The sequence below is a fragment of the Salinispora pacifica DSM 45544 genome (assembly GCF_000378845.1).
GTDB classification, from domain to species: domain Bacteria; phylum Actinomycetota; class Actinomycetes; order Mycobacteriales; family Micromonosporaceae; genus Micromonospora; species Micromonospora pacifica.
In genome coordinates, this window is sequence record NZ_KB905359.1 from 2,946,091 (window position 1) to 2,960,035 (window position 13,945).

Here is a 13,945-nt window from a genome sequence, read left to right on the forward strand (position 1 = left end):
CACCTGTTCGGCGCAGAACGGGCAGGGCCGCACCGAGCGGCGAGGCCGGCATCCGGCACGCCGACGCCCGCGGCGGGGCGGCCCAACCGCCCACTCACCGGCGAACCTGCCGATCGCGGTCGGCCAGATCCGCCAGCATCCGGTTGTACGCGGCGAGCTCGGCGTCCTCGCGCCCTTCGGCTTCGGCGCGGTCGGCGGCCCGGTCCCGGCGGCGGGCCTCCCGCTCGTCGGCCTTCATCCACTGGCGCATCAACGCGCCCAACACGACGACGGTGGGCAACTCACCGAAGGACCAGGCGATGCCGCCAGCGGTGCGTTGGTCCTCCAGGGGGGTGGCGCCCCAGGGGCGGTCCAACGCTATCCACCAGGTCTCCGCGATCAGGGTGGTGGACTGCATGAGCGTGACGCCGAGGAAGGCGTGCAGCACCATGCTGATCAGGACCAGGATCAGCTTCAGCGGATGTGGGATACGGCGTGGTGCGGGATCAACACCGATGACGACCCAGAAGAACAGATAGCCGGCGCCGAGGAAGTGTCCGACCATGGCCAGGTGCGCGGCGTGGGAACGCAGTGCCAGCTCGTACAGGCCGGTGAAGTACATCAGGTAGAGGCTGGCGACGTAGATCACCAACGCGACCACCGGATTGGTGAGGAAGCGCGAGAGCCGTGAGTGCAGCGCCATCTGCAGCCACTCGCGGGGGCCCGGCCAGCGCGGGTCGGTCGACGGGGCCAGGGCACGCAGCGCCAGGGTGATGGGGCCGCCGAGCGCGAGCAGAATCGGGGCGATCATCATCAGCAGCAGGTGCTGAATCATGTGGATCGAGAACAGCAGCGGCCCGTAGCGGGCCAGACCGCTCGAGGTGGCCACGATGATGAGGGCACAGCCCACCAGCCACAGGGCGGTACGGGAGATGGGCCAGGCATCGCCGCGGCGGCGGAGCCGCCACACCCCGGCTGTGTAGAACCCGGCGGCGGCCAGCGCGGCCGCCATGATCAGCGGCTCGGGTAGCCACGCGGTGGCGAGGTTGCCGATGGTCATCGGCGGCGGCATCGGGAAGCCGAGTAGCGCGGTGGCGAGGTCCTCCGTCTCCGCACCGATGGGTGCCGGAGTGCGGGACAGCGCGACCGAGGTGCCGATCGCAGCGGCGAAGAGCAGCGTCTCGACGACCGCAACCCGCAGGAACGGCCCGCGCCGACCTGCCGCCAGGGCAGGTAGGGCCCGGCGACGGTGGGCCAGTCCCGCGGCGGCGATCGCGACGAGCGCAGCAGCTTTGATCAGAAGCACCTGCCCGTAGCGGGTGCCCAGCAGGTCGGCGGCGCTCGGGAGCCGAACAGCGGCCGACAGCAGCCCGGACAGACCCACGGCGGTCAGGCAGCCAACGGCGAGCGGGGAGAATCTGCGTACGGCTCGTGCCAGGTCGGCGGTCGTGCCGCGACTGGTAACGGCCAGGGCGAGCAGGCCACCGGCCCAGATGGTGACCGGTAACACGTGTAGGAGAAGACCGGAGACGGCCAGCTGGTGGTTGCCGCTGGCCGCGGCGTGGCCGGTGAAGACCGGCGGCACCAGGGCGCCCAGCGCCAGCAGCAGGGCGGTCAGCGCGCCACCGGGTCGCAGGCTGGTCGCGGCGACCACCGCCACGATCAGGGCCAGGGCGCCGCTGAGCGCCAGGGACTGCCCGAGCGGGACAGCGGTGGCGAAGTGGAGCACCCCCGGCAGGGACAGCACCTCGGCGGCGGGGAGGCCGAACAGGTCGACCATGGTGTAGCTGACCGCGACCGCGGACGTCGCGGTCCAGACCGCGGCCGCGCCGGCGGCAGCGCGCATGCGGCGGTAGCCGATCGGGGATAGCCGCCCACCCTCGTCCCGGGGCGAGAGCACCACCGCTGCCAGCAGTAGACCGACCGTGGCGACCGCGCTGACCTGCATACCCAGCCGGGAGGCCGGCAGCAGCCAGGTGGTTGGTCCAGGGTCCGGAAGCCCGGGCGGGACCTCCGCGACGGCACCGCCGCCCCACCACAGCAGCACCGCACCGACGGCGGCCGCCACCAGCACCGTCCCCGCCGACAGCAGAAACGGCCGACGCCCCAGAGCGGCGAGACCTATCACCGGGTCGCCAACCGACGCGGACGGCGGGGGACCGGCCGGAGACCGGCGACCACCCGCCAGACGGCGGCCCGGAAGGTAGTCAGGCTGGATGGGCGGTTCACGAAGAGCTCCCAGATAGATGGCGGTATATCAGGTGGTCGGCCGGTCGCGCCCGCTGGTTCCCGGGAGCGACGCAGATCACCACCTACTCCCGTGGCAGACAGCGTCCGCGTCGGCCGGCTCCGCCGGTTCGGCCTGCAGGGTGGCGTGCTCGATCGCGAAACGATCCCGCAGCAGCCGCCGGGACCGGGCCAGCACTGCGGCAAGATCGGCATCACGGTTGAGAGCCAGGTGCGCCGAAGCAACGTCCATCCCTGAGGTTAGCGTCCATACGTGCAGGTCGTGCACGTCGGCTACCCCGTCCACGGCGAGTAGCGCCGCCCGCACGGCGGAGATGTCCAGATGTGCCGGCGCGGCCTGCACCAGCACCCGCAGCGCGGCGCGGCCCAACTGGTACGCGCGGGGCAGGATGAACACCCCCACCGCCACCGCGATCAGCGGATCGGCGTACCACCAGTCGGTCACGGCGATCACGACCGCGGCAACGATCACGCCGACGGAGGTGAACAGGTCTCCCAGAACCTCCAGGTAGGCGCCCCGCACGTTCAGACTCTCCCGCGAGCCCGCGCGCAGGAGGAAGAAGGCGACGACATTGGCCGCCAGGCCCGCTGCCGCCACCGCCAGCATCGGCCCCGCCAGCACCTCCGGCGGCTGACTGAACCGACGTACCGCCTCGACCACCACGTAGCAGGCCACCGCGAACAGCAGGACGGCGTTGGCCAGCGCCGCCAGCACCTCCATCCGATAGAGCCCGAACGTTCGCTGGCCAGACCGGGACGCCCTGCTGGCGGCGGTGATCGCGGCCAGGGCCATGCCGATACCGAGGACATCGGTGAACATGTGGCCGGCGTCGGAGAGCAGCGCCAAGGAGCCGGTCATCACCGCCGCGACCGCCTCCACGACCATAAAGGTGAGGAGTAGCCCGAAGGCCGCCCAGAGCCGACCCCGGTGCTTCGCACCGGCCCGCGCCGCTTGTTGACCGTGATCGTGCCCCGCGCCCATCCGCCTCTCCCCTGCTCAGTTGTCAGCGCCACGACGAACATATGCTTACATCACTATACGTGCAAGTGTGGCGAACACCACCAGCGACAGCCCGGCGGGCTCCGTCGAGCAGACGAACACCCACCCGCCAGGCGCACCCAGGGATGACGAGCGCCAGAACAGCCGGCCGTTTTCCTCAATGGATTGATATTGGTATGGGCAACCACTCCAGATATTCCGTTTACATACCCAACACACGTCCCAACGCCGATAAAGAGCGATATAACGCTGAAACGAACTACGGGGAGGGCAGCAGCGAGCCTCGCCCGTCCGGCGCGTGAATCCCGCACGAAAGGTAGGGAGAGCCCCAAGCCGGAAGACCGGGATTCCCTACCCGATTCTGGCCGGCTGGCCGCCATGGACGAACGCCTTTCGCCGGCACAACAATTAGGCCAGGAGGCAACACATCTACGAGGAGCTGAGCGGTATGGGCGGTGGCGCCACACAGAGTCGGCCGGGTCCGCCGAGACAGCGACCCGGCACGCCCACAGCAACATCGACCGACCTGCCGGCACAGTACTCGCTGGCGAAAATCCTGGGAATCTGGGCGGCCGCCGCCCTACCCATGGGCTTGGGCTACTGGGTGATTACCCCCGCAGTAGCAGACGGCCCCTACGACACCGTGGTGCTGGCGACCGGCACGCTCGCGGCCGGCCTGGTCTGGCAGTTCGTGCTGGCGATGTTGATACTCCGGCGCGAGGAGAAATCAGTAGGTCCCTCCGCAATGGCCCGCCGGCTGTGGTTACAGGTTCCCAGAGACCCGGTGAACGGTCGGCCCCGCAAACGCCTCCTCTGGCTGCTGGCGCCACTGGGAATCGCGTTCGTACTCAATATGATGTACCTGGCACCGGCGATTCAGAACCTGCAGCAGCATCTGCTACCCGGACTGGCCCCATTGCCCTTCCAGGACGCCGAAACGCTGTTCTCGACCGAAGTCGCCCCGCGGATGGAAGGAGCCTGGTGGTTCCTGGCGCTCTTTCTGACGCTCAGCATTTTCAACGTCTTCCTCGGTGAGGAGTTCATCTTCCGCGGCATCCTCCTACCCAGGATGCAAGGCGTGTTCGGGTCAGCGGACTGGTTCGCCAACGGCGTCCTGTTCGGCCTGTACCACCTACATCAGCCCTGGACTGCTGGCGGCATCATGCTGACCAGCGGACTAATCATGTCACTACCAGTAAGGCGCTATCGGAGCATGTGGCTCTCGGTCATTCCGCACTCGATCCAAACAGTGATCGTGTTTGGGATGCTGCTCGCCCTCATGCGGGGCACGGCCTGACAGCGCCGGCACCACGGGGGCAGCTCAACGCCCAGCCACCAACACCTGATCTACCTGGGGGAGGCTTGGGGACCCGCCCGCGTCCAGGGCAGCAGTCCCCAAGCCTCGATCGCACGCGTAGCAGCCCTCGAATCGGCCAGCCGAGTTCACCGCAACCGTGATCCCGCCGGCCCGGAGGGCGCTATCACCGACTCACCCCCGCGCCACCAGCGCAGTCTTTGACGAGGGCGGGGACAGCGTCAGCTAGTTGGCGGGAATCGTCACCAGGTCGGCCAACGGCTTCTCTGTCGCATCTTCCCTCGGCCGGGAGAGGTAGAAGTCGGCATACAAATACCCCGCACTCTCCATGTCGGCCGGGTCGACGCCCCGCGCCGCCAACTCCGCCATCGCCCACTCCCGTTCGGTGTCGTCGATAAACCGCCGCTGCCGAACAGCCTGGTCCGCCTTCTCGGTTACGAGCCCGTACTGCGCGAGCACGTCCGAGATCGGCTCATAGTCGTACGTCCGAAGGCAGAACGCGGCGACCCAGGGCGGATCCTCAGTGCAGGTAAGCAGCCGCTCGAACGTCCGCTCGGTGACATAGCCGATGCCACCCGTGGTCGTGATGAGGTCAACCTCCGACATCTTCTTGGCCAATTCTGACGACGGCGTTGTCGCCTCCAGGTTCTCGACAAAGGCGTCGTCTAGCGCACCGACCGCCACCCCGTGCCGAGTAGCATTCTCGGCGACGTCCAACCCGATTACGTGCGGGGCGTCTGGCCGGGCCCGCTGACCCAGAAATTCGTTCTCGGCGCGGCGCACCTGGTCCACGGTACGCCCGTCGTCACTGGCACCCTGGTAGTACGTGTACACGTCGTCCAGCTCAAGATCGGTCTTGGTGAGCACCCCGACGATGCCATAGGAACAGCACACGTCGAGCACGGTGGGGCGATAGCCACCACCCCACGGTTGAGCATCGATCAGCTGGTTGAATACGGTAGCCCCATGCTGCGGGATCTCGTATTCAAACCGGCGCAGGTTAGCGTAGTACGCGCACGGCGTCTCCTGGTTGTAGATTCCGCTGAAGTTGGCCTTACCGGACTCGTCGGTCAACGCTTTGACTCCCTTTACTCCGGATGCAAACTCAGGGCTCAAACACAGCCTCCGACCTACGGCGGCCGGAGGCAACGGGTGCTACACCGGTAGGATATGGTGAATTCGTAGATTAGCCAAGCCGGCAAATCAGACAACCTACTCCAGCCACGGGGTTACGTGGTGTGGTGATCCCCGTGAGATCGCAGGTAGGAACGGGTACGGCGCACGGTGTCGCTGATTGTGATCGGGTGACAGTGACGCGTCGCAGTACTCTTCGGCGTCCTTTCCACGGACGAAGCCGCAGCCGACTCAGGCCCAGGGCATCCGGGGGCGCGGCCACTCGGTGCTGGCACCCTAACCCGTCGGGCCGAGGAGAGCGTCGATCCTGCCGACCGCGTTCGCCACGCCATCCTCGGACGCGAGGCTCCGCCCCAGCTTGGCCGCGGCGGCCTGGATGTCGGCATCGGTGGTGACCGCACGGATTGCGGTGGCCAGGCGCTGCGCAGTGAGCTTCCGCTGCGGGATGGGCGCACTGCCCGCGCCGAGCGCGAACACCTGCCGACCCCAGACGAACTGATCCAGGAGAAACGGGCAGATCACCGAGGGCTTGCCAGCGCGTAGCGCCGCCGCGGTGGTGCCGGCCCCACCGTGGTGCACGACGGCGGACATCCGCGGGAAGAGCCAGTCGTGTGGGGCCTGGGTGAGGTGCCAGATGGTGTCTGACGACTCGGTGCCCGACGGCTCGGTCGCCGCCAACCCACCCCAACCGGTGGCCACGATGCCGCGGACGCCGGCCCGGCGCAGTGCCTCGCCGACGAGGCGGGTGAGTCGGCGCGGGTCACGCCCGGCCATGCTGCCGAAGCCGACGTAGACCGGTGGGTCGCCCGCCTCGATGAAGTCGACCAGGGCGGCCGGGGGCTGCCAGCGGGCGGCGTCGTCAAGGAACCAGTAGCCGGTGAGATGCGCGTGCCCGGGCCAGTCGGCGGGACGCGGCAAGACGTGCTCGCTGATGCCGTGCAGCACCGGGATCGGTCGCCCGTCCGGGAGCCGGGTGGTCAGCGCGGCACCGCGGGTCTTCGGGAGCCCGAGTGCGTCGCGGCGAAAGGTGTTCACCATGCCGTCGTACATTCGGTATCCGGCACCGGCCAGGCGGTAGGTCAGTCGGTTGTACCACCGGCCGAGCGGCAGTTCGGGCAGCCCGACGAGGGGGAAGTCACCGGTCGGCACGGCGACCGGCACCGGCAGCGCCAGGACTACCGGTACGCCGAGCCTCTCGGCGATGTGCGGACCGGCCAGCACCTTCGGGTGGTAGACGACCAGATCTGGCTCGGCCTGCCTCGCTGCTGCCCAGGCGTCGGTCAGCAACCTCCGGTTGATCGGGTTCGCCTGCCGGGCCAGCCGGATGTTGGTCCTGACCGCCCCGAGCAATCCGGTGGTGTCCTCCATCGCCGCCCGGCCGGATGCCGAATCCAGCAGCTGCAATATGTCGTCACTGAGTTCGCCGTACGCCAGACCCTGGTCGGTGACGAACGACCGGAACCGGGCGCAGGTGGCGAGGGTGACGTCATGGCCGGCCGACTGGAGACCTTTGCCGAGGGCCACGTACGGTTGGACATCCCCTCGCGACCCTACGGTGATCACCAGGATTCGCATCCTAACTGTCCTTTCGCGCTTGTCGACGGAACTCCTCCATCAGGGCGGGGGTGCGCTCCACCATGAAGGTGTAGAAGTCGCGGGTATGGCGTAACCGGCTGGCCTCAGGTGCCCCCGCGTCGCCCACCAGATCGATCCCGCGCTGCATCAGATCGATGAAAGCCCGCATCTTGTCGGTCGGGTCGAGGGCACGGGCGAAGGCGTCCGGATGCATCTCGTACGCGTGCCCTCGGCCCGGGCTCGGCACCCGTCGGACCAGGCCGGACTGTTCCAGCACCCGCATGCCGGTGGATACCGAGGCCTTGGAGAGCCCCATCGCCGCACACAGCTGCGCGGTGGTCTGTTTCGGCGGGTCGCAGATGAGCAGCCAGCCCAGCAGCTTGCCGAAGGCGGGGGTGGTGCCCATCCGAGCCAGGACGACGCCGACCTCCTCGGCGTATCGCCGGCCAACCTCCGGGTCCATCCGCTCCCCTTCCTGACACAAGAGTCTTGAACGTTCAAAATTTTCTAAACCTAGACACTAAACGTCGTCCAGAAACCGAGACCAGGGCGAAATACGAGAATTTCCACCAGGAACATAATCCCGATGGAGGTGTTGACGACCCGCCCTGCTACATCACTGCCATAAACAGCTAAATCGCGCACTCCCAATGCTGCACCGGCAGGCATCAGCCGGTATGGTCCGGGCTTATGGGACAGGAGATAATCGATCCCGTCGATATCCAGCAGGATTTCGCACGGTTCTCGCTCCGCAGCTCGCTCCTCATTCCCGCCTCGGCGCAGCAGGCATTCGAGATATTCACCGGCGCAATAACCGACTGGTGGGTCACGGAGTACACCTGGTCCGGCCCCGGCCTCCTGACCGCGCTGGGGATGGAACCACGGGCCGGTGGGATGCTGTACGAAATCGGCCCGCACGGCTTCCGTAGCGACTGGGGCCGGGTGCTGGCCTGGACCCCGCCCCGCCGACTCGTCTTCACCTGGCAGATCGGGGCAGACCGCGTTCCAGCACCCGATCCGGCCCGGGCCAGCGAGGTCGAGGCGCTCTTTCGCCCCGACCGCTCGGGGCAGACCCGGGTAGAGGTGGAACACCGACACTTCGATCGGCACGGCCCCGCAGCGGAGGGCTACCGCCGGGCGCTGACCGCTGGCTGGTCCGAACTTCTCGCTCGCTATGCGCGTGTGGTGGCGAAGCGCGCCCTCGGCTGAAGCACTGACTCGACCGCTTTCCCACCGCCTTCTACAACACGCTGAGTAACAAGGTGGCCTACCTGCGGATAGCGATAACCAGGGTTTTGGGCGGCTTGCCAGGCGCGCTACGCTGCGCAGCGTTACTTCGCCGAGGAAGGACTGCGATGCTGATCCCACGCGCCACGCGAGCTGCCACCCTTGCCGCCTGCGCGACGCTCCTGCTCGCCAGCAGCGCCTGCGGGAACGACGAGACCAACGAGGCCACCACTACCTCGGTACGTCTCTACGGCACCGACAGCACCATGCTCAATTCGTTCCCCGCCGAGTTGGGAGACCGGGCCAACCTGGTTGACGGGATGAAGGGGACCACACCGCTGACGCCGCTGCCGGAAGAATTCAAGGACCGGTTGCTGTCGATCGAGCCCGACCTGACCAGCTTCATCTATGCGGCGGAGGCCTACGACGCGGTACTGATCAGTGCACTCGCCGCGCAGCTCGCCGGCACTACCGATCCGGCGGCTTTCGCCGCACAGATCGTCGGAGTCACCAACGGCGGCCAGCGGTGTGAGACCGCCGTGGACTGCCTCGCGCTGGCCCGGGACGGGCAGGACATCGAGTACCGTGGCATCTCGCTCAGCCGAGGTGGGTTCACTGCCGCCGGCGAGCCCTCGACCGCCAGCTACGCCACCCTGCACTTCGACGGGACGCAGATCAACGACGCCAAGACGGAGTTCGTCGGTGCGGGGTTCGAGTCCAGCGCGAGCAGCACACCGCCACCGGAGACCGGGGCGGCCGACGAAGACGCGGAAGGCCCGCTGGTGCTGGGGGGCCTGCTACCGCAGACCGGTGCCCTCGTGCTGTCCCACCCGCCCCTCGCCGCCGGCGCCGCCCTCGCGATCCAGGAGATCAACGCCGCGGGTGGCGTCCTTGGCTCCCCAGTAACCTGGATCGACGGCGATGACGGCACGGATCCGGTGGTGGCCAGGGCGACCGTGGCGAGCCATGCCGCCGCCGGCGTTCACGTCATCATCGGCGCCGGCGCATCGGGCGTCTCGCGGGCGGTGTTGCCCGACGTGGTGCAGGCCGGGATGGTGCTGTTCTCCCCGTCGAACACCGAAGCGAGCCTCACCGATCTGGACGACGAGGACCGCTATTTCCGGACCGCTCCGTCCGACAACCTGCAGGGCCGGGCACTGGCTGACGTCATCCTGCGGGACGGCCCGCAGCAGGTCGCCATCGTGGCCCGTCAGGACTCCTACGGCGAGGGACTACAGGAGATCGTCCGGTCCGAGCTGGAACAGGCAGGCATCGACGCGGGCCGAATCACGCTGAACACCTATCAGCCGCCGGAGGGGGCCGAGGCGGCAACGGTGGATTTCACGTCCGTGGTCCGCGAGATCAAGGAAACTGGGTCCGACGCTGTCGTGATCATCGGATTCAACGAGTCGGCCGGGCTGATCCGGGCTCTCGCCGACGCCGGGGTGTCGCTGCGCCGCTGAGCCGCAGTCGGGCACTGGGCGGGGCCGCACCGAAGCACGGTGCGGCCCCGCCCCTGCCAGCTACGTGCCCCGCCCGGCCGGCCACGTGCCTCCGGCCGGCTACATGCCCCTCCCGGCCTCTGTGCCCCGCCCAGCCGGCCACGTGCCCGCACCGCGCCGACAGCAGCACCTGGAGCTACGGCCGGCGCCGACGCTCGAGAAAGTCGGTCATCCGGCGGTGCTTTTCCTCGTCCGCAAAGAGCACTGCCTGACTGACCAGATCCACGTGTGGGTGCGCGGCGGCCGGAGCGTCCACGGCCAGCTTGGTCAGCCGTAACGCGAGCGCGGAGCCCTTCGCCACCTCGTCGAGCAGGGTGTGCGCCGCCGGCAGCAGCTCGGCCGGCTCGGCGACCACCTGGTTGACCAGACCGATCCGCAGGGCCTCCGCGGCATCCACCCGCCGGCCGGTGAAGAGCAGCTCCTTCGCCCGCGCCTCGCCGACCAGCGCCGGCAACCGGTGCGTCGCCCCCGCCCCGGCCAGGATGCCGAGCCGCACCTCGGGCTGTCCGAAGACGGCCCGCGAGGTGCACACCCGTAGGTCGCCGGCGTACGCCAGCTCGGCGCCACCGCCCAGGGCCGGCCCGTCGACAGCTACCACGGTCGGCATCGGCAGCGCCCTGATCCGGGCGAAGACCGCCGAGTTGATCGCGGCGAGGGCATCCAGCCGGTCGCGCTCGCGGAGCTGTCCGATGTCGGCGCCCCCGGCGAATATGCCCTCGGCACCTCCGGTGAGCAGCAGCAGCCGCGGCCGAGCCTCCAGCTCGGCGCAGAGTTCGTGGAGCGCGTGGACAAGGTCAACGTCGATGGCGTTGCGCTTCTCTGGGCGGTCCAGCACCGCCACCACCCGGTCGGCGTGTTCGTCGATCCGCAGGCCCCTCACGCCTTCACCCCGTTCTCCCACCGGTAGAAGCCCTGGCCGGACTTCTTGCCGAGGTGCCCGGCGGCAACCATCTCGACCAACAGCGGCGGCGGCGCGAACCGCTCCCCGTACGCGGCCGCCAGGGTGCGGGCGATGTCGAGCCGGACGTCCAGCCCAACCAGGTCGGTGAGCTCCAGTGGCCCCACCGGATGCCGGTAGCCGAGCACCATCGCCTTGTCGATGTCCGCTGGTTCCGCCACCTTGTCGGCGACCATTCGAATCGCCTCCAGACCGAGCGTCACGCCCAGCCGGGAGGTGGCGAAGCCGGGCAGGTCACGTACGACGACGGGATCCTTACCCAGCCGAGCTGCGAGTGCGACCGCCGCGTCCGTGCTCTGCGGCGTGGTCCCCGGGCCGACGACGACCTCGAGCAGCGTCATCGCCCACACCGGGTTGAAGAAGTGCAGGCCAAGGAAGCGGTCCGGGCGGGTCAGCCCCTCGGCCAGCTCGGCGATCGAGATGCTGGAGGTGTTGCTGGCCAACAGCGCGGGGCGCAGGTGCTCGGCGTCGCGCAGCACTGAGCGCTTCAGATCGGCCCGCTCCGGGACGGCCTCGACCACGACCTCCGGGCCGGCGCTGACCTCAGTGAGGGCTCCCCGAACAGTCACCCGGGACCGGTTGGCGTCGGCCTGCGCAACCGTTAACCGGCCGCGGCCAACGGCCCGGTCCCACAGCTCGCCGAGGCGCGCCACGGCGGCCTCACCCCGGGCCGGATCGACCTCGACCAGGTCCACGTCGTAGCCGGCACCGGCGGCCACGTACGCGATCCCGAGACCCATCGTGCCGGCTCCGATCACGACCCAACGGTCACCCATGGCGCCTCCTCCCTCCGGCGGCGACTCGGGGATCACCCGTGTTGTCCCGCCTACCCGTGTCGCTCGTCCCCGCGACCCTATTGGTTGGAAGGCACCGCGCGGCAGCCCGGCACCGGGCGGAAGGAGGCTTCCGAATGTGTCGTGCCGCGCCAGCCCCGCGGTGCACGGCACGCCGTTCCGGCTCACTGCCCGGTCAATCGGCCGCGGAGCCGTATCCTGGCGGCGTGACCACGCTGGAGCGACTCGCGACCGAGAAGTACATCTTGCTCACGACCTTCCGCAAGGATGGCCGTGCGGTACCGACCCCGGTTTGGGCGGTCCGTGACGGCGATGCGCTCGTAGTATGGACCGTTGCCAGCTCCGGCAAGGTGAAGCGGATCCGGCGCAGCGGCGATGTGACCATCGCCCCCTGCGATGTCCGCGGGCGACCGCACGGTCCGACAGTGCCCGGCTACGCCGCGCTCGCCGACTCGGCGGGCACCCGGCGGGTCCGGGGCCTGATCAAAGAGAAGTACCGGGTGCTCGGCCGGCTGACCCTGCTGGGGAGCCGGTTACGCCGGGGCGAGCAGGGCACGATCGGGATCCGGGTCACGCTCAAGGACTGATCCGCGCCCGCGGAGACCACCGGTGACCAGTCGCGTCCGCCCGCCAGTCGCGTCCGCCCGCGGAGTCCTTCCGAGGGCTGAGCCGCGTTCACCCACAGAAATGCCGTAGGGCGGTAGACAGATCGTCCACCGCCCTACCCACATTGTCCGTTGGTTCTCACCAGGTCAGTCCCCCTGACGCTGCTGCGGGATCTGCCCCTGCAGCAGCGCTCTGACCTCCGACTCCCGGTACCTGCGGTGCCCGCCAAGAGTCCGAATCGCACTCAGCTTGCCGGCCTTGGCCCAACGGGTCACCGTCTTCGGGTCGACACGGAACATCGACGCCACCTCGGCCGGCGTGAGCAGCGGCTCCGGTTCGTGCGTTCGCGATGCCATGGGTCACTCCTCCACGTGTATAGACACCGGCCGGGGTCCCGCCGGCCGACGCGTCTCCCATGGTCCGGCTAGTCCCCGATGTCCGACATGGGCCGAACGGCCGAACGTACCTAGACGGACGGATGAACCATGCCCGAATTATTCCCCTTTAATGTGACAGAAGCCACCTTATCTAGCTTCATGATCACGGTTCGTGGCGAATCAAGTGCGAAAGGTTCCCAGATTGGCGAAGTGAAATCCACCGATTTGGCGTCAGTTGCACCGCTCAAGCAACTGCACCGCACGCCACCGTGCAACCAGCTTGTCGTAGGCCGCTGACGCCTCCTCCGCCTCACCCCGAGACAGCCCGGCCAGGCCAGCGGCGACCAACTCCGGCGAGTCGTCCGCCGCGAGGGTCTCGTCGGAGAGCAGCGACACCAGCCCGCCGTAGTCCAGTTCCACCACCGACCGTGGATGGAACTCCTCCAGCCAGCGCGCGGCCTCCTCCACCGCCTCGGTGATCGGCGCGGCACCGACCGACTTCCGCAACACGGCAAGGGCCCGCGACGAGCGCCGGCGGGCCTTGGAAATCTCCGTCCGGTACCGCAGTGCCCGCCGGCCGGGCTCGGTGACCTGGTGCCGCTCCACCGGCTCGAAGAGGACAAACCACCGCAGCGGCACACCCCAGGTGGCGATCTGCTCATGCACCCGGGGAACGCCGTGTTCCAGTACGCGCGCCCCGCTACGCCAGTCGTCAACCACCGCCCTGGCCTTCCCGGCCAGCACCGGCGGCACAAAGGCGTCCGCCAACACCGGGGGTACGCCATCGCGCGCGTTCAGTGCCGCCTCGGCGACCCGGATGCGCAGGTTCCACGGGCAGACCAGCAGGGTGTCGTCCGCCTCCAGGACGTACGCCTCGTCCGGCAGATTCGGCAGCCGCGTCCAACCCGCGCCGAGCGCCTCGATCACCATCGTGAGCTGCCGGCCGGGCCCCTCCACCGGGGCGACAGCCCGGCCCTGCTCGACGTAACGCCGCCAGTATTCCTGGCGGTCTCGGTCGAAGGCAGTCAACGGTTCGTACACGCGCAGGTATGCGGCGAAGAGCGAGGGCACGGCGCGATCCTCCCACGAGTCAGATGCGAATCCCTGGTGGCACGGTTTCGCGTGCGCTCCGGAGAGTCGCCGAGCGGCTGATCCCGCCGTACGAACGCACACGCTGGTGACGACGGAGACGATGTCGGCCGATACTAGGCTCAGCGGAACCGGCAGCATC

The 13,945-nt window shown here is 68.7% G+C and carries 13 protein-coding genes; 4 read left to right on the forward strand and 9 right to left on the reverse strand.

From position 1 onward, the window contains the following. Positions 1-94: 94 nt before the first annotated feature. Positions 95-2,104, reverse strand: coding sequence for a bifunctional copper resistance protein CopD/cytochrome c oxidase assembly protein (locus SALPAC3_RS0113305; RefSeq protein ID WP_026185530.1), 2,010 nt, complete (start codon positions 2,102-2,104; stop codon positions 95-97). A 180-nt stretch (positions 2,105-2,284) separates the two neighbouring features. Then, on the reverse strand, positions 2,285-3,208 hold the full coding sequence (locus SALPAC3_RS0113315; RefSeq protein WP_018221722.1) for a cation diffusion facilitator family transporter: 924 nt from the start codon (positions 3,206-3,208) through the stop codon (positions 2,285-2,287). A gap of 466 nt (positions 3,209-3,674) precedes the next feature. Between SALPAC3_RS0113315 and SALPAC3_RS0113320 the strand changes: the two genes are divergently transcribed. Then, positions 3,675-4,523, forward strand: a complete 849-nt coding sequence (locus tag SALPAC3_RS0113320) for a CPBP family intramembrane glutamic endopeptidase (protein ID WP_026185531.1) — start codon at positions 3,675-3,677, stop codon at positions 4,521-4,523. A gap of 243 nt (positions 4,524-4,766) precedes the next feature. Here SALPAC3_RS0113320 and SALPAC3_RS0113325 read toward each other — a convergent pair whose 3' ends face one another. From SALPAC3_RS0113325 to SALPAC3_RS0113335, 3 genes are all read right to left on the reverse strand, one after another. Beyond that, positions 4,767-5,615, reverse strand: coding sequence for a hypothetical protein (locus SALPAC3_RS0113325; RefSeq protein ID WP_018221724.1), 849 nt, complete (start codon positions 5,613-5,615; stop codon positions 4,767-4,769). A gap of 336 nt (positions 5,616-5,951) precedes the next feature. Then, positions 5,952-7,250, reverse strand: coding sequence for a glycosyltransferase (locus SALPAC3_RS0113330; protein WP_018221725.1), 1,299 nt, complete (start codon positions 7,248-7,250; stop codon positions 5,952-5,954). 1 nt (position 7,251) lies between these two features. After that, entirely contained in the window at positions 7,252-7,713 is a 462-nt protein-coding gene (locus tag SALPAC3_RS0113335) for a GbsR/MarR family transcriptional regulator (protein ID WP_018221726.1), read from the reverse strand. A 227-nt stretch (positions 7,714-7,940) separates the two neighbouring features. On the opposite strand from SALPAC3_RS0113335, the gene SALPAC3_RS0113340 reads away from it, so the two are divergent. Continuing rightward, positions 7,941-8,459, forward strand: coding sequence for an SRPBCC family protein (locus SALPAC3_RS0113340; RefSeq protein WP_018221727.1), 519 nt, complete (start codon positions 7,941-7,943; stop codon positions 8,457-8,459). Positions 8,460-8,605: 146 nt separating this feature from the next. Next, complete coding sequence (locus SALPAC3_RS0113345; protein WP_018221728.1) at positions 8,606-9,940, forward strand: ABC transporter substrate-binding protein; 1,335 nt, start codon at positions 8,606-8,608, stop codon at positions 9,938-9,940. A gap of 175 nt (positions 9,941-10,115) precedes the next feature. On the opposite strand, the gene SALPAC3_RS0113350 is transcribed toward SALPAC3_RS0113345, so the two are convergent. Further along, complete coding sequence (locus SALPAC3_RS0113350) at positions 10,116-10,859, reverse strand: enoyl-CoA hydratase/isomerase family protein (RefSeq protein ID WP_018221729.1); 744 nt, start codon at positions 10,857-10,859, stop codon at positions 10,116-10,118. Further along, on the reverse strand, positions 10,856-11,713 hold the full coding sequence (locus tag SALPAC3_RS0113355; protein WP_018221730.1) for a 3-hydroxyacyl-CoA dehydrogenase family protein: 858 nt from the start codon (positions 11,711-11,713) through the stop codon (positions 10,856-10,858). Before SALPAC3_RS0113355 ends, SALPAC3_RS0113350 begins: the two co-directional genes overlap by 4 nt. 224 nt (positions 11,714-11,937) lie before the next feature. Between SALPAC3_RS0113355 and SALPAC3_RS0113360 the strand changes: the two genes are divergently transcribed. Further along, complete coding sequence (locus SALPAC3_RS0113360) at positions 11,938-12,318, forward strand: PPOX class F420-dependent oxidoreductase (protein WP_018221731.1); 381 nt, start codon at positions 11,938-11,940, stop codon at positions 12,316-12,318. A 165-nt stretch (positions 12,319-12,483) separates the two neighbouring features. Here the strand turns inward: SALPAC3_RS0113360 and SALPAC3_RS0113365 are convergent, their stop codons facing one another. Both SALPAC3_RS0113365 and SALPAC3_RS0113370 read right to left on the reverse strand, forming a co-directional pair. Beyond that, positions 12,484-12,693 carry a BldC family transcriptional regulator gene (locus SALPAC3_RS0113365; RefSeq protein WP_007073996.1) on the reverse strand — a complete coding sequence of 70 codons (210 nt, stop codon included), beginning with the start codon at positions 12,691-12,693 and terminating at the stop codon, positions 12,484-12,486. A gap of 252 nt (positions 12,694-12,945) precedes the next feature. Then, entirely contained in the window at positions 12,946-13,785 is an 840-nt protein-coding gene (locus tag SALPAC3_RS0113370; protein ID WP_018221732.1) for a DUF8083 family protein, read from the reverse strand. Positions 13,786-13,945 lie beyond the last annotated feature (160 nt).

What these genes read in the sequence shown, in the direction of transcription:
- SALPAC3_RS0113345 (WP_018221728.1), top strand. Translation starts at nt 8,606, where the DNA reads ATGCTGATCCCACGCGCCACGCGAGCTGCCACCCTTGCCGCCTGCGCG.
- SALPAC3_RS0113365 (WP_007073996.1), bottom strand. Translation starts at nt 12,693, where the DNA reads ATGGCATCGCGAACGCACGAACCGGAGCCGCTGCTCACGCCGGCCGAG.
- SALPAC3_RS0113340 (WP_018221727.1), top strand. Translation starts at nt 7,941, where the DNA reads ATGGGACAGGAGATAATCGATCCCGTCGATATCCAGCAGGATTTCGCA.
- SALPAC3_RS0113320 (WP_026185531.1), top strand. Translation starts at nt 3,675, where the DNA reads ATGGGCGGTGGCGCCACACAGAGTCGGCCGGGTCCGCCGAGACAGCGA.
- SALPAC3_RS0113315 (WP_018221722.1), bottom strand. Translation starts at nt 3,208, where the DNA reads ATGGGCGCGGGGCACGATCACGGTCAACAAGCGGCGCGGGCCGGTGCG.
- SALPAC3_RS0113355 (WP_018221730.1), bottom strand. Translation starts at nt 11,713, where the DNA reads ATGGGTGACCGTTGGGTCGTGATCGGAGCCGGCACGATGGGTCTCGGG.
- SALPAC3_RS0113330 (WP_018221725.1), bottom strand. Translation starts at nt 7,250, where the DNA reads ATGCGAATCCTGGTGATCACCGTAGGGTCGCGAGGGGATGTCCAACCG.
- SALPAC3_RS0113335 (WP_018221726.1), bottom strand. Translation starts at nt 7,713, where the DNA reads ATGGACCCGGAGGTTGGCCGGCGATACGCCGAGGAGGTCGGCGTCGTC.